This is a genomic window from Sphingobium sp. B2 (assembly GCF_007693735.1).
GTDB lineage: Bacteria > Pseudomonadota > Alphaproteobacteria > Sphingomonadales > Sphingomonadaceae > Sphingobium > Sphingobium xenophagum.
This window is the reverse complement of the sequence record NZ_VDBZ01000001.1, coordinates 773403-791126: the sequence shown is the minus strand read 5'-3', so window position 1 is coordinate 791126 and position 17724 is coordinate 773403. Positions and strand designations below refer to the sequence as shown.

At 65.1% G+C, this 17724-nt stretch carries 18 protein-coding genes and 2 pseudogenes; 11 read left to right on the top strand and 9 right to left on the bottom strand.

Features of this window, described 5'->3' with window-relative positions:
• Positions 1–85: 85 nt before the first annotated feature.
• Entirely contained in the window at positions 86–1015 is a 930-nt protein-coding gene (locus tag FE851_RS03950; protein ID WP_145199947.1) for an NAD(P)H-dependent flavin oxidoreductase, read from the bottom strand.
• A gap of 138 nt (positions 1016–1153) precedes the next feature.
• Here FE851_RS03950 and FE851_RS03945 point away from each other — a divergent pair, with 138 nt between their 5' ends.
• Positions 1154–2212, top strand: a complete 1059-nt coding sequence (locus FE851_RS03945; protein ID WP_017181369.1) for a hypothetical protein — start codon at positions 1154–1156, stop codon at positions 2210–2212.
• A 42-nt stretch (positions 2213–2254) separates the two neighbouring features.
• Here FE851_RS03945 and FE851_RS03940 read toward each other — a convergent pair whose 3' ends face one another.
• Positions 2255–2593: a DUF2794 domain-containing protein gene (locus tag FE851_RS03940; RefSeq protein WP_017181368.1), complete on the bottom strand. Its 339-nt coding sequence runs from the start codon at positions 2591–2593 to the stop codon at positions 2255–2257.
• Entirely contained in the window at positions 2593–3306 is a 714-nt protein-coding gene (gene epsC, locus FE851_RS03935; RefSeq protein ID WP_026002086.1) for a serine O-acetyltransferase EpsC, read from the bottom strand. The genes FE851_RS03940 and epsC overlap by 1 nt, the downstream gene beginning before the upstream one ends.
• 189 nt (positions 3307–3495) lie before the next feature.
• Here epsC and FE851_RS03930 point away from each other — a divergent pair, with 189 nt between their 5' ends.
• Positions 3496–4269 (top strand): sulfite exporter TauE/SafE family protein, encoded by a 774-nt coding sequence (locus FE851_RS03930; protein ID WP_017181366.1) that lies wholly within the window; start codon positions 3496–3498, stop codon positions 4267–4269.
• 39 nt (positions 4270–4308) lie between these two features.
• Positions 4309–5235 carry a hydrogen peroxide-inducible genes activator gene (locus FE851_RS03925; protein ID WP_017181365.1) on the top strand — a complete coding sequence of 309 codons (927 nt, stop codon included), beginning with the start codon at positions 4309–4311 and terminating at the stop codon, positions 5233–5235.
• Between the two features lie 76 nt (positions 5236–5311).
• On the opposite strand, the gene FE851_RS03920 is transcribed toward FE851_RS03925, so the two are convergent.
• The 3 genes from FE851_RS03920 to pgsA are packed head-to-tail and all read right to left on the bottom strand — an operon-like array spanning position 5312 to position 6579.
• The gene (locus FE851_RS03920; RefSeq protein ID WP_017181364.1) at positions 5312–5755 is read right to left on the bottom strand and encodes a molybdenum cofactor biosynthesis protein MoaE; all 444 of its coding nucleotides are present in this window, start codon (positions 5753–5755) and stop codon (positions 5312–5314) included.
• Positions 5752–6006 carry a molybdopterin converting factor subunit 1 gene (gene moaD / locus FE851_RS03915; protein ID WP_019051792.1) on the bottom strand — a complete coding sequence of 85 codons (255 nt, stop codon included), beginning with the start codon at positions 6004–6006 and terminating at the stop codon, positions 5752–5754. The genes FE851_RS03920 and moaD overlap by 4 nt, the downstream gene beginning before the upstream one ends.
• Positions 6007–6015: 9 nt before the next feature.
• Entirely contained in the window at positions 6016–6579 is a 564-nt protein-coding gene (gene pgsA / locus FE851_RS03910) for a CDP-diacylglycerol--glycerol-3-phosphate 3-phosphatidyltransferase (protein ID WP_026002085.1), read from the bottom strand.
• A 145-nt stretch (positions 6580–6724) separates the two neighbouring features.
• On the opposite strand from pgsA, the gene FE851_RS03905 reads away from it, so the two are divergent.
• Entirely contained in the window at positions 6725–8035 is a 1311-nt protein-coding gene (locus tag FE851_RS03905; RefSeq protein WP_145199944.1) for an MFS transporter, read from the top strand.
• A 5-nt stretch (positions 8036–8040) separates the two neighbouring features.
• Here FE851_RS03905 and FE851_RS03900 read toward each other — a convergent pair whose 3' ends face one another.
• The gene (locus tag FE851_RS03900) at positions 8041–8238 is read right to left on the bottom strand and encodes a hypothetical protein (RefSeq protein WP_145199941.1); all 198 of its coding nucleotides are present in this window, start codon (positions 8236–8238) and stop codon (positions 8041–8043) included.
• A gap of 108 nt (positions 8239–8346) precedes the next feature.
• Here FE851_RS03900 and FE851_RS03895 point away from each other — a divergent pair.
• A pseudogene (locus FE851_RS03895) lies at positions 8347–9276 on the top strand (transglycosylase domain-containing protein); the annotation flags it as partial.
• Between the two features lie 40 nt (positions 9277–9316).
• Positions 9317–10546 (top strand): annotated as a pseudogene (locus tag FE851_RS03890) (transglycosylase domain-containing protein); the annotation flags it as partial.
• A 152-nt stretch (positions 10547–10698) separates the two neighbouring features.
• On the opposite strand, the gene FE851_RS03885 reads toward FE851_RS03890, so the two are convergent.
• Together FE851_RS03885 and FE851_RS03880 are read right to left on the bottom strand one after the other, a co-directional pair.
• The gene (locus tag FE851_RS03885) at positions 10699–11871 is read right to left on the bottom strand and encodes an NAD(P)/FAD-dependent oxidoreductase (RefSeq protein ID WP_145199938.1); all 1173 of its coding nucleotides are present in this window, start codon (positions 11869–11871) and stop codon (positions 10699–10701) included.
• Positions 11871–12320 (bottom strand): YaiI/YqxD family protein, encoded by a 450-nt coding sequence (locus tag FE851_RS03880; protein WP_019051787.1) that lies wholly within the window; start codon positions 12318–12320, stop codon positions 11871–11873. The genes FE851_RS03885 and FE851_RS03880 overlap by 1 nt, the downstream gene beginning before the upstream one ends.
• A 212-nt stretch (positions 12321–12532) precedes the next feature.
• Here FE851_RS03880 and FE851_RS03875 point away from each other — a divergent pair, with 212 nt between their 5' ends.
• The 5 genes from FE851_RS03875 to dxs are packed head-to-tail and all read left to right on the top strand — an operon-like array spanning position 12533 to position 17570.
• Positions 12533–12955, top strand: coding sequence for an iron-sulfur cluster assembly scaffold protein (locus FE851_RS03875; protein WP_145199935.1), 423 nt, complete (start codon positions 12533–12535; stop codon positions 12953–12955).
• On the top strand, positions 12955–14757 hold the full coding sequence (locus FE851_RS03870; RefSeq protein WP_145199932.1) for a cation:proton antiporter: 1803 nt from the start codon (positions 12955–12957) through the stop codon (positions 14755–14757). The genes FE851_RS03875 and FE851_RS03870 overlap by 1 nt, the downstream gene beginning before the upstream one ends.
• Positions 14754–15080 (top strand): DUF423 domain-containing protein, encoded by a 327-nt coding sequence (locus FE851_RS03865; RefSeq protein ID WP_145199929.1) that lies wholly within the window; start codon positions 14754–14756, stop codon positions 15078–15080. The genes FE851_RS03870 and FE851_RS03865 overlap by 4 nt, the downstream gene beginning before the upstream one ends.
• Before the next feature lie 44 nt (positions 15081–15124).
• Positions 15125–15592, top strand: a complete 468-nt coding sequence (locus tag FE851_RS03860) for a Fur family transcriptional regulator (RefSeq protein WP_017181353.1) — start codon at positions 15125–15127, stop codon at positions 15590–15592.
• 49 nt (positions 15593–15641) lie between these two features.
• Complete coding sequence (gene dxs, locus FE851_RS03855) at positions 15642–17570, top strand: 1-deoxy-D-xylulose-5-phosphate synthase (protein ID WP_145199926.1); 1929 nt, start codon at positions 15642–15644, stop codon at positions 17568–17570.
• Positions 17571–17724: the final 154 nt, after the last annotated feature.

Here is a 17724-nt window from a genome sequence, read left to right as displayed (position 1 = left end):
GTGGAGGGGTGTCGCCCTATCGATAGGGTAACACCCCTCCGTCTGGCCTCCGGCCATCCACCTCCCCTGCAAGGGGAGGATGCCGTTACGCCACAAACCCCGCTACCGCCGCCTGATACTCCGCTTTCAGCCCGGCGATAAAATCGCCCGCTGGCTGCACCTTGGTGATCGCGCCGACCCCCTGCCCGCATCCCCACACATCGCGCCATGCCTTCTTGTCGGTCATGGCACCGGCGAAATCCATGTCCGCCGCCTTGGGCAGCGCGTCCGGGTCCATGCCCGCCGCCACGATGCTGGGGCGCAGATAATTGCCATGAACGCCGGTGAACACATCGGAATAGATGATGTCGTCGGCCTGGGATTCGACGATCATCTGCTTGTAGGCCGCATCGGCATTGGCCTCGCTCGTGGCGATGAAGGGCGATCCCATATAGGCCAGGTCCGCCCCCATCATCCGCGCCGCCGCGATCGAGCGGCCCGTCGCAATCGACCCGGACAGTGCCAGCGGCCCGTCGAACCACTGGCGGATTTCCTGCACCAGGGCAAAGGGCGACAGCGTCCCGGCATGCCCCCCTGCCCCGGCCGCCACCGCGATCAGGCCGTCCGCGCCCTTCTCTATCGCCTTGCGCGCGAACCGGTTGTTGATGACGTCATGCAGCACGATCCCGCCATAGCTATGGATCGCCTCATTCACCTTTTCCTGCGCGCCCAGCGACGTGATGATGATCGGGACGCGATATTTGACGCACAGCGCCAGATCCTCCTCCAGCCGGGGATTGGTCTTGTGGACGATCAGGTTGACGGCAAAGGGCGCATCCTTTTCCGTCAATTCGCTGGTCAGCCGTTGCAGCCAGCTTTCGAACACGCCCGAAGGCCGGGCATTGAGCGAGGGGAAGGCGCCGACAATGCCTGCCCGGCACTGGGCGATGACCAGGTCGGGCTGGGATATGATGAACATGGGCGATCCGATCAGCGGCAGCGACAAACGGCCTTGAAGCGATGTCGGCAGGGTCATGATCGTAGCTCTCCTTCTTTGTTCGCCATTCGCGCTATCACTCGCAGCGTCGCAGAAAAAGGCCAAATCAACTGTATTGATGATATAATACAGTCATGCTATGACAGGCCATAATCAATGGTCCGTTGGAGATGGACGATGTATAGCGAGAGTGATCTACAGGATGCCGTAGCGGCGGGGGTTATCCCCGCGCAAAGCGCGCAGGCGCTGCGCGATCATGTCGCCCGGCTGCGGTCCAGCCCGGTGGTGGATGAAGAATCCTTCCGCCTGCTGACCGGCTTCAACGATATTTTCGTGGCGATCGCCGGCATCATCCTGCTGGTCGCGGTCGGCTGGCTGGGCAACAGCATCCGGCTGGGCGCGCCGGAACATCATCCATCGCTGATGTCGGGCCTGCTGGTCGCGGCAGCCAGTTGGGGCCTCGCCGAATATTTCACCCGCCAGCGGCGCATGGCACTGCCCTCCATCCTGTTGCTGGCCGGCTTCGTCGGCGGCGTCGCCTTTTCGCTGGGCGCGCTGGCGGCGCAACTCTTCCCCGATGTCGGCGACCGGGCAGGCGCGCTGATCCTGTCGGGCGTCGCTGCGTTCAGCGCGCTGGCCGCCTTCGCACACTGGCGGCGCTTCATGGTGCCGATCACCGTGGCGGCAGGCGCTGCGGCGGCGGCTGGCGTCGTCGCGGGCCTCGTCATCGCGGCGATCCCGAACAATGTCACCCTGCCCTTCCTGCTGCTGCTGGCTGGCGGGCTTGCCATCTTCGCCTTCGCCATGTGGTGGGACATGTCGGACCGCAGCCGCATCACCCGCCGGTCGGACGTCGCCTTCTGGCTGCACCTTACCGCTGCGCCGATGATCGCCCATTCGCTCTTCCACCTGCTCGGCGTATTCGACGGCGACGACATCAGCGTCGCAAAGGCGGTGATGGTCATCGCCCTCTATGTCGCCTTCGGCCTTGTCGCTCTGGCGATCGACCGGCGCGCGCTGCTGGTATCCAGCCTCGCCTATGTTCTCTTCGCCCTCTATGCCCTGTTCAAGCAGGCAGGCGCAGTCGAACTCTCCGCCGCCTTCACCGCGCTGGTGATCGGCTCCTCGCTGCTGCTGCTGTCGGCGCTCTGGCACCATGCCCGCACGCTGGTGGTCGGCGGCCTGCCCCCGTCCCTGATCGACAAGCTGCCCTATCTCGACCGCGCACCGGCCTGAAAATCCTCCCCAAAGCCTGCCTTGGGGAGGGGCCAGGAGGACTTACCCCTCCACGATCCGCAATAATTTGCGCTCGACTGGGGCCAGGATATTCTGCAAATCCTGGCCTCGTTTCAATATATTGCCCGCTTCACCGACCAGCGCCCACATGCCCTGCCGGTTGCGCAGCGCCGGGCGCTTTTCGATGCGATATTCGGGGCGTTCGGCGGCGCGGCGGAACGCGCTGAAAATCGCGGCCTCACGCCCCATGTCCATGGCATAGTCACGCCAGTGCCCGGCGGACACCATCCGGCCATACAGGTCCATGATCCGCTGCAATTCCTGCCGGTCGAACCCGACCTGCCCCGCTCCACCCTTGGGAAACGGCGTCACATTGGACATCAGGCCCGGTCACGCGCCTTGAACAGCGACTCGTCGTCGGGCAGCTTGGGCCGCTGTTGTTCCGCGATCAGCTCCGCCAGCCGCTTCTGCAACTGTTCGACTTCGCACTGGAGCAGTTCCAGCTTCTGCTTTTCCGGGTCGAAACAGTCGGAGCAAGGGGTGCCATAGGGCACGAAATCGCGCTGATAAGCGGTCACGTCGACCAGCATCGCCCGCGCCGGTATGCCCACCATCGTCGCGCCTTCGGCCACATCCTTGGTCACCACCGCATTGGCCCCGACCCGCGCCCGCGCGCCGACCGTCACTGGCCCTAGCACCTGCGCGCCCGACCCGACGATCACGCCATCGCCCAGCGTTGGGTGCCGCTTGCCCGCAATGCCATTGGCCGGATCGGTCCCGCCCAGTGTCACATTCTGGTACAGCGTCACATCGTCGCCAATCTCCGCCGTCTCCCCGACCACGGTAAATCCATGGTCGATGAAGAAACGCTTGCCGATCTTGGCCCCCGGATGAATGTCGTTCCCGGTCATGAAGCGCGAGAAATGATTGACCGCGCGCGCCAGGAAAAAGAGCCGCGCCCGATACAGGCGATGGGCCACCCGGTGAAAGGCCAGCGACCAGACGCCAGGATATAGCAGGATTTCCGCACGGGACCGGGGCGCAGGATCGCGCGATTTGACCGAATCCAGATAGGCAATGAGGGCGCGTACCATCCACATATCCCCGAACCGGGCGCGCCTGTCCGCACGCCGCTATAGCTAAATCGAAAACCAACATAGCGACCCAGGTCCGATTTTTCCAGAGACGGCGCTATTTCCCCTTCGCCACCGCAAATAGGAACTTGCTTGCCGCGCGCCGATAAGCCAACTATATAAGTAGACAATCAGACCAAAGGCAGACGGATGATCGACGCTCTCACGGCCCATTTCGGCGAAATCCTGCCGTTCATCCTGGTCGGCTTCGGCGCGCAGATGGTCGATGGCGCGCTCGGCATGGCCTATGGCGTCATCTCCAGCACGCTGCTGCTCACGCTCGGCGTGCCGCCCAGCCGCGCCTCGGCCAGCGTCCATGTCGCGGAAACCTTCACCACCGCCGTCTCGGCGATCAGCCACATCCTGCACAAGAATGTCGACTGGAAGCTGTTTTCGAAGCTCATCATTCCCGGCGTCATCGGCGGCGTGACGGGCGCCTATGTCCTGTCCAATATCGACGGCGCCGTCATCAAACCCTATATCCAGGCCTATCTCGCTGCCATCGGCCTCTATCTCGTCTGGCGTGGCTTTCACCTGCCGCCCAAGCAGAAAGACCCCAAATGGGTGACACCGCTCGGCCTGACGGGCGGTTTCATGGATGCGACCGGCGGCGGTGGCTGGGGGCCGATCGTGACCTCCAACCTGTTGTTGCAGGGGTCCAGCCCTCGCCATACGATCGGCACCGTCAACACGGTCGAATTCTTCCTGACCCTGTCGATCAGCCTCACCTTCCTCATCCATCTGGGGTGGCAGGCCTTCACCACCTACACGCTCGGCCTGTTGATCGGTGGCGTATTGGCCGCCCCGGTCGGCGCGATGCTCGCCAAGCATATCCCGCCGCGCCTGTTGTTCACGGCGGTCGGCTTTATCCTGACCCTCACATCCATTGTCGGCCTCGCCAAATATCTTGGATATATCGGCTGAAACACTTATATTCGGCTTTCTGATCGAGGAAGCCGATAGATGTCCAACTACCTCCCCACCCTCAAGCAGCTGCAATATCTGGTTGCGCTGAAGGAACAGGGACATTTCGGCAAGGCGGCCGACAGCTGCTACGTCACTCAGTCCACATTGTCGGCGGGCATCAGGGAACTGGAATCGCTGCTGGGGGTCACGCTGGTGGAGCGCACCCGCCGCGTCGTGCGCTTCACCGCGCTTGGCGATCGCATCGTGGAAAAGGCGCACCGCGTGCTGCGGGAGGCGGAGGAGCTGTCCGCCATCGCCGAAGCGTCGGGCAAGCCGCTGTCGGGCGAATTGCGCATGAGCGTCATCCCGACGATCGCGCCCTTCCTGCTGCCGCGCCTGTTGCCCCGGCTGCGCGCCGACCGGCCCGAACTCAAACTTTATCTGCGCGAGGAAACGACCCAGGCGGCGATCGAATCGCTGCGCCATGGCAATGTCGATTGCGTCCTGCTGGCCCTCCCCTTCGCCACCGGCGAACTGGAAAGCGAAATCCTCTTTCAGGACCGCCTCTATGTCGCCTTCCCGCGCGACGATCCGCGCGATCCGCCCGACTGGATCGGGCCGGAGATGATCGACGAGAGCAAATTATTGCTGCTGGAGGATGGGCATTGCCTGAAGGACCATGCACTGGCCGCCTGCAACCGCCCCGAACTGCGCGCCAGCGCGATCATGATGGGCACGTCGCTGCACACGCTCATTCAGATGGTCGACAATGGCCTGGGCGTCACCATGCTGCCCGAAATGGCGATCGCCAGCGGCATATTGGAACATACCCAGATCGTCGCCCGCCCGCTCCGTTCCGACCGGGCATGGCGTGACATCGCGCTGGTCTGGCGCAAGAACAGCCCGCGCGAAAAGGAATTTCACCTCCTCGCCGGCATTCTGCGCGAAGCGTCCGATCCGCCGACGATGGTGGAGGCGGCCTGAAACCTCCGTTCGTTTCGAGCGAAGTCGAGAAACGTCGCGCGCGGATTTCTCGACTTCGCTCGAACCGCATGGTCGCCTAACCGATCCAGCCCTTCGCCTTCGCCTCATCCTCCGCCCGCGCCTCGACCCATCCCGCCGCGCCGTCGGCGAAATGCTCCTTCTTCCAGAAGGGCGCCTGCGACTTCAGCCAGTCGATCAGGAAGGCGCAGCTTTCCAGCGCGGCGGCGCGGTGGCGCGATGCCGTGCCGACGAACACGATGCGCGCCCCCGGCTCCAGCCGCCCGAAGCGGTGGATGACGCTCAGGCCCAGCAGCGGCCAGCGCGCCATCGCCTCGTCGCAGATGCGGTCGACCTGCGCCTGCGTCATCGCCGGATAATGTTCCAGTTCCAGCGCGACCAGCCCGCCGCCCCCGCGCACCACGCCAGTAAAGCTCGCCACCCCGCCGCCGCCCAGGGCTTCGAGCGCGGCCAGTTCGGTCGCGACATCGAAATCTCCGGCCTGCACCGCGACCCGCTTCATCCCCCGGTCACCGGCGGAAACAGCGCCAGTTCGCGCGCATCGCCGATCGGGCTGTCCAGCGCCACGAACCGCTGGTCCAGCGCCGCCCGCAACCGCGTCGCATCGCCCAGCGCCTCGGCATGGCCGCCGCCCCGCGCCGCCAGCATCGCCACCAGATCGGCAATGCTGGTCCCCGCGTCGGGCCGCGCCACCTGCTCCTCATCCAGCCCGATCCGTTCGCGGACCCAGGCGAAATAGACGATCGTCAGCATGATCCGCGCTCAATCCATATGCTTGATGCCGACGCGCAGATAATCCCAGCCGGTTATCAGCGTCAGCAGCGCGGCAGCCCACAGCGTCACGATGCCAACCGCCTGGACAAAGGGAAATTGCGGCACCGCCCCCGCCAGGATCAGCGCGCCCAGCGCAATGATCTGGAAGGTGGTTTTCCACTTGGCCAGCCGCGACACCGGCACCGACACCTGAATGCCCGCCAGAAATTCGCGCAATCCCGATACCGCGATCTCGCGCAGCAGGATGATCATCGCGGCGACGATATGGATGCCCGCTATGTCGCGCGTCGCGCTCAGCATTAGGATGACAGCCGCGACCATGATCTTGTCGGCGATGGGATCGAGGAAGATGCCCAGCCGCGACACCGCGCCCTGCGCGCGCGCCAGATAGCCGTCGAAATAATCGGTAATGCCCATCAGGCAATAGAGCGCGAAGGCCAGCGCATAGCCCGTGGTCCAGCGCGCGCCCATTTCCGCAGGCCACAGCAGGGCGACCAGCAACGGCACCGTGACGATGCGCGAAAGCGTAAGCAGATTGGGCAGCGTCAGCATCGCCGCCGACTGCCACAGTCCGGCCCAACGCACAAGGCGCGACACAGGGGCGCGACGCATGATTGCGGCAACGGGATTGGACAGCGGCACCGCCAGCGGCTAGACCCCGCTCCGGTCGCTAACGGTAAAGAAGCCCCCTTCATCCATGAAAGCCTCTCTCAGGCTCTTGAACAAGCGCCGTTTCCTGCCGCTTTTCATCACTCAGTTGCTCGGCGCGTTCAACGACAATCTCTTCAAGAACGCGATGGTGCTGTTCGTCGTCTATCAGGTATATAACGACGAACGCTCGGAAACCTGGTTCAGCGCGCTGGCCACCGGCATCTTCATCCTGCCCTTCTTCCTTCTGTCCGCCCTGTCGGGACAATTGGCCGATCAGCGGGACAAGGCGGTCATCATCCGCTGGGTCAAGGGCGCGGAAATCGCGATCATGCTGGTCGGCGCGACTGGCCTCGGCCTCATCTGGGCGGGCATCGCCGTCCACACGCTGGCCATCCCGCTGCTGCTGCTCGCGCTGTTCGCCATGGGGGTCCACTCGACCTTCTTCGGCCCGATCAAATATGCCATCCTGCCCCAGCATCTCCATGACGACGAAGTGCTGGGCGGCACCGGCCTGGTGGAGGCCGGCACCTATATCGCCATTCTGGCGGGCACGATCCTGGCTGGCCTGATCCCGGTGGAGGTCGCCGCGGTCGGCATCGTCATCACCGCGCTGATCGGCTTTGTCGCCGGGCGCAGGGTGCCGTCCGCTCCGTCCCTGCTGGAACGGACGCCGATCGATTTCCACATCATCCGCTCGTCGATTACGCTGGTGCGCGGCACCATGCATATCCGCCGCCTGTTTCTGGCGATCATGTCGATCAGCCTGTTCTGGGCGGTCGGCTCCATCCTGTTCATCCAGTTTCCGCCGCTGGTCAAAAATGTGCTGACCGCCGACAAATCGGTCGCCAGCCTGTTCCTCGCCATCTTCTCGATCGGCATCGCCATCGGCTCGATCGCGATCAACCGGCTGCTCTGCGGCCATGTCTCGGCCAAATACGCCCCGGCATCGGTGATCGGCATGGGCGCCTGCATCGTCGCCTTCCATGTCGTATGCGCGCTGTGGACGCCCGCCCCCGCCGGGCAGATGCTCTCGTTCAGCGACTTCCTCGCCCATCCCATGGCGATGCCACTATCCGCCTGCCTGCTGGGCGTCGCGACCTTTGGCGGCATGTTCGTCGTGCCGCTCTACGCCTTCCTCACCACCACTGTCGAAAAATGCGAAGCCGCGCGCACCGTAGCGGCCAACAATATCGTGAACAGCGGCATGATGGTGGTTGGATCGGTCATCGCGATCGGCCTGACGATCGCCGGCCTGTCAGTCGTGAAGCAACTGCTGCTCGTCGCCCTGCTCTGCCTGCCCTGCGCCTGGCTGGCATGGAAACTGCACAAGGCGTGCGACGGCCCCGTCTGTGCCTGATGCGCTCAGGAAATGAAGCTGTAAAAGGCCGTGAAGAAGGCGCAGAAGCTCAATCCGAACAGCTTCCAGTCGCTATCGTCATCGCCCCGCTTTCGCTTGGCCGCTGGCGCCTGCTCGACAACGCGCAGCACATGCTGCGGCAACCGCTGGCGAAAGGGGTGGCGGGCGGATTCGGTCGTCAGGACAAGGGGGCGTGTTCGCATGATGATGGGTTAACGCATTATTTACCATTTGGGCCATTGCGAAAGATGGTTAACCTGCCCCTGTCCCGGTGCGGGACAGACTTGACTGTATCAGGCGAATAATACAGCATGGCTGAACCGATGACCGATCCGTCCAGCACAGCCGATCCCGCCGCGCCGCCGCCGCGCGAATTCGGCGCAGGGCCGCCCAGCGCCTTCGCCCCGCCAACTCCCTGGCGGCGGCGGTTGCAGATATTGGGCTGGATCATCGCGGCTGGCCTGGCGCTGCTGATGCTGGTGATCGGCTGGCTCGCCGTCACCGCCCCCCTCTCCCGCTCGCTCCGGCCGATCGCGCCGCCCAGCATCAGCCTGATGTCGACGGACGGCCACCTCATTGCCCGGCGCGGCGCGGTGATCGACACGCCGGTCACCATCGCGCAGCTTCCCGCCCATGTGCCCCAGGCTTTCATGGCGATCGAGGATCGGCGCTTCTACAGCCATTGGGGCATCGATCCGCGCGGTATCGCCCGCGCCGCCTGGCACAATCTCTGGTCGGACGGATCGTCGCAGGGCGGCAGCACCATCACCCAGCAGCTAGCCAAGGGTGTGTTCCTCTCCAGCGACCGCACCATGGGCCGCAAGGCGCGTGAGGCGATGATCGCCTTCTGGCTCGAAGCCTGGCTGACGAAGGACCAGATCCTCGAACGTTATCTGTCCAACGTCTATTTCGGCGACAATGTCTATGGCCTGCGCGCCGCCGCGCTCCATTATTTCAACCGCGCGCCCGAACGGCTGACCATCCCGCAGGCCGCGATGCTGGCGGGCCTGCTCAAGGCGCCATCCCGCCTTGCCCCCACCAGCAATCTGAAGGGCGCGCGCGCCCGCGCCGCGCTGGTGACGCAGGCGATGGTCGACGCTGGCTATATCAGCCAGGCCGAACGCAATGCCCTGCCGCCTGTCCGCCTCAACGTCCGCGAAACGCCCGACGCCACCACCGGCACCTATTTTGCCGACTGGGTGCTGCCCGACGCCCGCGACCGGGCGGGCGCGGTCTATGGCCTGTCTCTTATACACATCTAGATGTGTATAAGAGACAGCGCCTGTCCGCCTCAACGTCCGCGAACCGCCCGACGCCACCACCGGCACCTATTTGGCCGACTGGGTGCTGCCCGACGCCCGCGACCGGGCGGGCGCGGTCGATGGCGAACAGAAAATCGACACCACGCGCGACTGGCGCATCCAGCGCCAGGCCGAAGCCGCCGTCCGCCGCGCGCCGCTGGGCGGAGCGCAGGCCGCACTGGTCGCGATGAAGCCAGACGGCAGCGTCGTCGCCATGGTCGGCGGCAAGAATTACGCCAAAAGCAGCTTCAACCGCGCCGTGCAGGCCAGGCGCCAGCCCGGATCGACCTTCAAGCTGTTCGTCTATCTCGCCGCCTTCCGCGCAGGCATGACGCCGGAGGATATGATCGACGACACGCCGATCACCACGGGCAGCTATCGCCCGGCCAATCATGGCGGCAAATATCGTGGCCGCATCAGCCTGCGTCAGGCGTTCGCCGCCTCCAGCAATGTCGCCGCCGTCCGCCTGACGCAGAAGGTCGGCGTCGACAATGTCATCAAGGTCGCCCGCGATCTGGGCGTCACCGCGCCCCTGACCGAGGATTTGAGCCTCGCGCTCGGCACATCGGAAATCCCGCTCATCGAACTGGCCGAAGCCTATGCGGCGGTTGCGGCGGGGTCATATCCCGTGCTTGCCCATGGCCTGCCGCCCGAAGAACGGGGCTGGTTCGAACGGTTGATGGCGCGCCAGCGGGCCTTCGATGACGATGAACTGGCCATGATCCGCGACCTGCTCTCCTCCGCGGCCAATCGCGGCACTGGCAGCGCCGCAGCGCTACGCACCAGCACCTTCGGCAAGACGGGCACGACCCAGGACAGCCGCGATGCCATCTTCGTTGGCTATGCCGGTGGTCTGGTGACGGCAGTGTGGATCGGCAATGACGACAATAGCCCGCTCCCCGGCGGCGCGGCAGGCGGCGGTATCCCCGCGCGCATCTGGCGCAATTTCATGAGCGGCGCGATCAACGAAGCGGTGGAGGACGCCCCGGTCGAAACGCAGGATGCCGACCTCGTCAACGCCATCGCCAATATCAGCGTGGAAACCGGCATCGGCAATGTCGGACTCGGTGTCGACGAAGGCGGCATGACCGTGAATGTCGGCCCGGCCCAGATCCGCCTGCCCACCGACCAGCCCGCCCCGCCAGCCGACACGCCCCCACCGCGCATCGCCCCCACACAACCGCAGCAGGGCGAGGATGGCGGGCCTTAACTCCACCTTCAGGGTCGATCGACATTCAGATGATGACGAGCCGAAAATGGTGGTTTTTCGTGACCCGGAGCGCAGCCTACTAAAAGTAGGTGAGCACCGGAAGCACGGAAAATCGCCATTTGCAGGCCGTCAGGGCTGAATGTCGGTCGATCCTAAACCGCCTGCGCGGCCGCCCATCCGCTAGCCCACGCCCATTGGAAATTATAGCCGCCCAGCCAGCCGGTAACGTCCACCGCCTCGCCAATCGCGTACAGGCCCGGCACCTTGCTTGCCTCCATCGTCCGCGATGACAGGCCCGCCGTCGCAATCCCGCCGACCGTGACCTCGGCCTTGGCATAGCCCTCCGTCCCCGTCGGCGCGAACGGCCAGTCGTGCAGCCGCACGCCCAGTTGCCGCAGCGCCTTGTCGGACAGGTTGCCCATCTCGCCCTGTACCCCTGCCCGCTCCAGCAGCGCATCCGCCAACCGCTCGGTCAGCGCCTGCGCCACTATCTTGCGCAAACTTGCGCGTGGCCGTTCGCGCTTCGCCTCGATCAGCCAGTCCGCGTCATGGTCGGGCAGGAAATCGACATGGATCGGGGTGCGATGCTGCCAATAGGAGGATATCTGCAACATCGCCGGTCCCGACAGACCGCGATGGGTGAACAGCGCCGCCTCCCGAAACCGCACCTTGTTCCAGCGGACCATGACGTCCGCCGATACGCCCGACAGTGCCTGAAACAGCGCCTCGTCCGCCCCCAGCGTGAAGGGCACCAGCGCCGGGCGGGGCTGGATGATCGACAGCCCGAATTGCCGCGCGACGTCATAGGCAAAGCCGGTCGCGCCCATTTTTGGGATGGACGGCCCGCCCGTCGCCAGCACTAGCGCGGGCGCGCGATGTTCCACTCCGCCGACCGTCACCCGATACAGGCCATCGCCATGCGCCACGTCCGCAATCGGCTGCCCCAGTGCCATCGTCACCCCGCCCTTGGCGCATTCCTCCTCCAGCATCGCGACAATCTGTTTGGCCGACCCATCGCAGAATAATTGCCCCAGCGTCTTTTCATGCCAGGCGATGCCATAGCTATCGACCAGCGCGATGAAATCCTGCGCGCCGTACCGCCCCAGCGCGGACTTGGCGAAATGCGGATTGGCCGACAGATAGCGGTCGGCCGCCGTGTCGATATTGGTGAAATTGCACCGTCCGCCGCCCGAAATCAGGATTTTCTTGCCCGGCTGATCGGCATGATCGACCAGCAGCACCCGCCTGCCCCGCTGGCCTGCGACCGCCGCGCACATCATCCCCGCCGCACCCGCACCCAGGATGATCGCGTCCCAATCGGCCATCATCGACCCCGCTTCCCGCGCACCAGCGCCTCGTCCAGCGCCGACAGGAATCGCGAACGGTCAGTCTTGCCAAAGGGCGGCGGCCCGCCAATCTGTTCGCCCCCGGCGCGCAGATCCGCCATGATCGCCCGCGTCGCAATCGCCGCGCCAATCGAACTCAGCGTGAAGGGCTTGCCATTGGGCGCAATCACGATCGCACCGGCTTTCAGGCATCGGTCCGCCAGCAGGATGTCGGCCGTGATGCACACCGCGCCCGCATCCGCCCGCTCGGCAATCCAGTCGTCCGCCGCATCGAACCCGTCGCTCACCACCACCCGGTCGATCAGGTCATGGGCGGGAACCCGGATCGGGCTGTTGCTCACGATCGTGACCGGCACGCCATGACGAAAGGCGACCTTGTAAATCTCGTCCTTCACGGGACAGGCATCGGCATCGACCAGAATCTTCATGGCTCCGGGCGATAAGCGCGGGGACGGCACTTCACAATGGCCCGATTGAAGCGCCCTGTGTTCCCGCGCAGGCGGGAACCCAGTCCCGCCGTTTGAACTGCGTTCCCGCCTACGCGGGAACACGCTGCCTTTGGTCGTGGCCGGAGCTTATTTCCCGCTATGACCATTCCCCGCCTTCACCCCACGCCCATCCTGCCCTACATGGGACGGCAATGAGCGCCCCCCTGTACAACAAAGATATTTTGCGGCTCGCCGCCAGCATCCCGCACCATCACCGCCTGCCTGCCCCGCAGGCGAGCGTGGAGCGGCGCTCCCCCACCTGCGGGTCGCGGGTGACGGTGGATGTGGCGATGGCCCACGGTCGCCTGTCCGACATCGGGCTGGACGTAAAGGCGTGCGCGCTGGGACAGGCATCCGCCTCGCTGATGGCCGCGCAGGCCATCGGCATGAGCGCCGACGAACTGGCCGAGGCGCGCGACAAGCTGACCGCCTATCTGTCGGGTGCCAGCGACGATCTCGATTTCTGGCCCGGCCTTGCCGTGCTCGCCCCGGCGCGCGGCTACCCCGCCCGCCATGCCTCGATCCGGCTGGGCTTTGAAGCCATTGCCGAAGCCGCCCGGATGGCCGACGCCTGATGGCCAAATCCGCCGCTCCCATCACCGCGACCGAGATATTGCTCTCCGACGGCGTCCTCCTGCTGGGCGCGGCGTTGCTGTTCGTCATCATCTTCCGCCGCTTCGGGTTGGGCGCGGTGCTGGGCTATCTCGTCGCGGGCGCGCTGGTCGGGCCGCAGGGGCTGGGGCTGGTGGGCGGCGGCGAATCGAAGCTCGCCATTGCCGAAATCGGCATCGTCCTGCTGCTCTTCCTCGTCGGTCTGGAACTGCATCCCGCCCGGCTGTGGCGGTTGAAGCGGGACATATTCGCCCTCGGCCTGGCGCAGGTGGTGCTGTGCGGCTGCGTCCTGACCGCGATCATCTTCTATTTCACCGGCTTCACCTGGGGCGCGGCAATTGCGCTCGGCCTGCCGCTCGCCCTCTCCTCGACCGCCCAGGTCCTGCCGGGCCTGAAATCCAGCGGCCGCATCAACTCGCCCTTCGGTGAAAAGATTTTCTCGATCCTGCTGTTTCAGGATCTTTCCATCGTCCCGCTGATCACCATCGTCGCCGCCCTGTCCCGCAACCCCGCTGATGCAGGCGGACCGCCCGGATGGATGACGGCGGCCTATACCGTCGCGGCGATCGCGGGCCTGGTTCTGGCCGGTCGCTTCATCCTGCGCCCGCTCCTGTCCCTTGTCGGACGATTGGGCGAGCGCGAACTGTTCGTCACCGTCGGTCTGTTCACCGTGCTGGCCGCCGCCGCGCTGATGCACAGCCTGCATCTTTCCACCGCCCTGGGTGCCTTCGTCGCGGGCGTGATGCTCGCCGATTCGCCCTATCGGCATGAAATAGAGGCGGACGTCGAACCGTTCCGTTCCATCCTGCTCGGCCTGTTCTTCCTGGCGGTCGGCATGGTGCTGGACCTCGCCACCGTCGCCGCCAATCCCGTGTTCGTCATCGGCATGGCGCTCATCCTGGTCGCGACCAAGGCCGCAATCATCACCGGCCTCGCCCGCCTGTTCGGCATGGACTGGCGACCCGCGCTAGGCGCTGGCCTGCTGCTCAGTCAGGGCGGCGAATTCGGCTTCGTCCTCTTCGCCCAGGCGCAGGGCGCGCTGCTGATCGCGCCCGAAGCCGCCAGCCTGTTCAGCGCCATCGTCACCTTCTCCATGGCGACCACCCCCTTCCTGATGCTGTTCGCCCGCCGGTTTGAATTCGCCACGCCCAGTGCCGGCGCCGATCTGCCCGACCCGGACGAAGCGCCGCGCGGCACCGCGATCATCGTTGGCTATGGCCGCTTCGGCCAGACGGTCGCGCAAATGCTGATCGGCCATGGCTTTGCCGTCGTGTCGATCGACAAGAAGCCCGCCCAGATCGAAACGTCGCAGCGGTTCGACACGAAAGTCTATTATGGCGACGGCACCCGCATCGACCTGCTGCGCCGCGCCGGCGCGGAAGAGGCCAGGCTGATCGCTTTCTGCATCGACGATCCCTTGCTCGACAGCCGCACCCTTGAACCCATTGCCGAAGCCTTCCCGCAGGCGGCGCTGATGGTCCGCGCCTTCGACCGGCGGCAATTGCTGGCCTTGCAGAACATCGATCTCGCCGCCGTGGTGCGCGAAGTCTATGAATCGGCCATCTGCATGGGCGTGCAGGCGATGGAGGCGCTTGGCGTCCCGTCGGAGGAAATCGAGGAAGTCGAACGCCAATATCGCGCCAACGATCAGCAAAGGCTGGCGCTCCAGATCGAACATGGCACGCTGCTGGCGGCCAAGGATCTCATGTATCGCCCCGGCAGAGGCATGCGTCTGCTCTCGCGCGGCGACGGAGAAAAGCCATGATCGCCATATTCGCCGCCCTGTCTGCCGCCCTCGCCATCGGCGCGGGCGCGTTCGGCGCGCATGGCGTTGCCGATCCCAAGGCGGCGGAATGGCTGCGCACCGGCGGCCTTTACCAGCTGGTTCATGCCGTCGCCGCGCTGGCGATCATGGGCGTGGCGCGCGGTGCCGCGGCGCTTTTGCTGGTTGGCGCGGCGATCTTCGCCCTCACCCTCTACGCCATGGCGCTGGGCGCGCCCAAATGGCTGGGCGCGGTGACGCCCATTGGCGGCCTGTTGATGATCGCTGGCTGGCTCTGGGCGGCATGGACCTTCGGGCAACGCTGACGCGCGCCCTTGCCCCGGCCATCTACCCGGCCTAGATTGACGTCATGGCCGACCATCACCACCATCATCACGAACCCACCGGCACCCGGTTGGCCGACGCTGCGCGCGCCACGCTGGAAACGCAGGGCGAACAATGGACGCCCATGCGCGCGGCCATTTTCGATGCGCTGGCGGCGGAGGACAAGCCCGCATCGGCCTATGACATTGCCGACACCGTGTCGAAGGCGCGCGGCAAGCGGGTCGCGCCCAACAGCGTCTATCGCATCCTCGACCTGTTCGTGACCAACAATGTCGCGATGCGGGTGGAAAGCGCCAACGCCTATATCGCCAATGCCCATCCCGGCTGCCACCATGACTGCATCTTCCTGGTGTGCCGCACCTGCAAGCAGGCAACCCATGTCGATGATGACAAGGTGACGAACGAAGTCCGCGCCGTTGCCGAACAGGAAGGGTTCAAGCCTGAACGCCCGGTGATAGAAATTTTGGGAACATGCGCCAAATGCGCTGCATAAGTGGATCGTTGCGCTTCGCGACGGAACGGCCTAGCGCCCTGACGAGTCTATGTCTTTCATGAACGATCGCCCCCAAACCCCGTTGCTCGACCAGGTGATCTGGCCGTCCGACCTGCGCGCCCTCAAGCCGGAGCAGCTGCGGCAACTTGCCGACGAACTGCGGCAGGAAGTGATCGCCGCTGTCGGCGTCACTGGCGGCCATCTGGGATCGGGGCTTGGCGTGGTCGAATTGACGACCGCCATCCACTATGTGTTCGACACGCCCAATGACAAGCTGATCTGGGACGTCGGGCATCAATGCTATCCCCACAAAATCCTGACCGGACGGCGCGACCGCATCCGCACCCTGCGTCAGGGCGGCGGCCTGTCGGGCTTCACCAAGCGCGCCGAATCCGATTTCGACCCGTTCGGCGCGGCGCATAGCTCCACGTCGATCAGCGCGGCTCTGGGCTTCGCCATCGCCAACAAGATGCAGGACCGGCCGGGCAAGGGCATCGCCGTGATCGGCGACGGCGCGATGTCGGCAGGCATGGCCTATGAGGCGATGAACAATGCGCAGGCGGCGGGCAATCGCCTGATCGTCATCCTCAATGACAATGACATGTCGATCGCCCCGCCGGTCGGCGGCCTGTCGGGCTATCTCGCGCGGCTCGTGTCCAGCCGCGAATTTCTGGGCCTGCGAGACCTTGCCAAGAAGCTGGCGCGCAAGCTGCCCCGCCCGCTCCACAATGCCGCGCGCAAGACTGACGAATTCGCTCGCGGCATGGCGATGGGCGGCACCTTGTTCGAGGAACTGGGCTTTTACTATGTCGGCCCGATCGACGGCCACAATCTCGACCAGTTGATCCCCGTGCTGGAAAATGTCCGCGACGCTGCCGAAGGGCCGTGCCTGGTCCATGTCGTCACGCAAAAGGGCAAGGGCTATGGCCCCGCCGAAGCGGCCGATGACAAATATCATGGCGTCCAGAAATTCGACGTCATCACCGGCACCCAGGCCAAGGCTCCGCCCGGCCCGCCCAGCTATACCAATGTCTTTGCCCAGGCGCTGATTGCCGAGGCGCAGCGCGATCCGGCCGTCTGCGCCATCACCGCCGCCATGCCGTCCGGCACAGGTCTCGACAAATTCGCGACCGCTTTTCCCGACCGCTGCTTTGACGTCGGCATCGCCGAACAACATGCCGTCACCTTTGCCGCAGGCCTCGCTGCGCAGGGGATGCGGCCCTTCTGCGCCATCTATTCGACCTTCCTCCAACGCGCCTATGATCAGGTCGTCCATGACGTCGCGATCCAGAATCTGCCCGTCCGATTCGCCATCGACCGCGCGGGTCTGGTCGGCGCGGACGGATCGACCCATGCGGGCAGTTTCGACGTCACCTATCTCGCCACCCTGCCCAACATGGTGGTGATGGCGGCGGCGGACGAGGCGGAACTGGTCCATATGACCCATACCGCCGCTTGCCATGACAGCGGGCCGATCGCGCTGCGCTATCCGCGCGGCAACGGCACCGGCGTCGCCATGCCCGCCGTTCCGGAGCGTCTGGACATCGGCAAGGGCCGCATCGTGCGCGACGGGCGGCAGGTCGCCATCCTCTCGCTCGGCACAAGGCTGGAAGAGGCGCTCAAAGCCGCCGAGGCTCTGGAAGCGCGCGGCCTATCCACCACCGTCGCCGACCTGCGCTTTGCCAAGCCGCTCGACGAAGCGATGATCCGCCGCCTGCTCACCACCCATGAAGTCGCCGTGACGATCGAGGAAGGCGCGATCGGCGGCCTTGGCGCGCATGTGCTGACGCTGGCCAGTGACCTTGGCCTCATCGACAATGGCCTGAAACTGCGCACCCTGCGCCTGCCGGACTTGTTTCAGGATCAGGACAAGCCCGAAAAACAATATGCCGACGCGCGCCTGGACGCCGACGCCATCATCGACACGGTGCTGACGGCATTGCGCCACAACAGCGTAGGAACCGAAGCGCGGGCCTAAAAAACCTCCCCTGCAAGGGGAGGGGGACCGTTCGCGAAGCGAATGGTGGAGGGGTGTCACCCTCTCGATAGGGCGATACCCCTCCGTCTGGCCTTACGGCCATCCACCTCCCCTTGCAGGGGAGGATTTCCGGGGGTCTGCCGCGCAACAAAAA

Excerpts from the sequence above, each read along its gene's own strand:
- FE851_RS03880 (WP_019051787.1), bottom strand. The coding sequence starts at position 12,320 with ATGAAGATTCTGGTCGATGCCGATGCCTGTCCCGTGAAGGACGAGATT.
- FE851_RS03950 (WP_145199947.1), bottom strand. The coding sequence starts at position 1,015 with ATGACCCTGCCGACATCGCTTCAAGGCCGTTTGTCGCTGCCGCTGATC.
- FE851_RS03870 (WP_145199932.1), top strand. The coding sequence starts at position 12,955 with ATGGCCAAATCCGCCGCTCCCATCACCGCGACCGAGATATTGCTCTCC.
- FE851_RS03905 (WP_145199944.1), top strand. The coding sequence starts at position 6,725 with ATGAAAGCCTCTCTCAGGCTCTTGAACAAGCGCCGTTTCCTGCCGCTT.
- FE851_RS03885 (WP_145199938.1), bottom strand. The coding sequence starts at position 11,871 with ATGGCCGATTGGGACGCGATCATCCTGGGTGCGGGTGCGGCGGGGATG.
- FE851_RS03945 (WP_017181369.1), top strand. The coding sequence starts at position 1,154 with ATGTATAGCGAGAGTGATCTACAGGATGCCGTAGCGGCGGGGGTTATC.
- dxs (WP_145199926.1), top strand. The coding sequence starts at position 15,642 with ATGTCTTTCATGAACGATCGCCCCCAAACCCCGTTGCTCGACCAGGTG.
- FE851_RS03860 (WP_017181353.1), top strand. The coding sequence starts at position 15,125 with ATGGCCGACCATCACCACCATCATCACGAACCCACCGGCACCCGGTTG.
- FE851_RS03900 (WP_145199941.1), bottom strand. The coding sequence starts at position 8,238 with ATGCGAACACGCCCCCTTGTCCTGACGACCGAATCCGCCCGCCACCCC.
- FE851_RS03925 (WP_017181365.1), top strand. The coding sequence starts at position 4,309 with ATGTCCAACTACCTCCCCACCCTCAAGCAGCTGCAATATCTGGTTGCG.
- epsC (WP_026002086.1), bottom strand. The coding sequence starts at position 3,306 with ATGGTACGCGCCCTCATTGCCTATCTGGATTCGGTCAAATCGCGCGAT.
- pgsA (WP_026002085.1), bottom strand. The coding sequence starts at position 6,579 with ATGCTGACGCTGCCCAATCTGCTTACGCTTTCGCGCATCGTCACGGTG.
- FE851_RS03875 (WP_145199935.1), top strand. The coding sequence starts at position 12,533 with ATGAGCGCCCCCCTGTACAACAAAGATATTTTGCGGCTCGCCGCCAGC.
- FE851_RS03940 (WP_017181368.1), bottom strand. The coding sequence starts at position 2,593 with ATGTCCAATGTGACGCCGTTTCCCAAGGGTGGAGCGGGGCAGGTCGGG.
- FE851_RS03930 (WP_017181366.1), top strand. The coding sequence starts at position 3,496 with ATGATCGACGCTCTCACGGCCCATTTCGGCGAAATCCTGCCGTTCATC.
- moaD (WP_019051792.1), bottom strand. The coding sequence starts at position 6,006 with ATGCTGACGATCGTCTATTTCGCCTGGGTCCGCGAACGGATCGGGCTG.
- FE851_RS03920 (WP_017181364.1), bottom strand. The coding sequence starts at position 5,755 with ATGAAGCGGGTCGCGGTGCAGGCCGGAGATTTCGATGTCGCGACCGAA.
- FE851_RS03865 (WP_145199929.1), top strand. The coding sequence starts at position 14,754 with ATGATCGCCATATTCGCCGCCCTGTCTGCCGCCCTCGCCATCGGCGCG.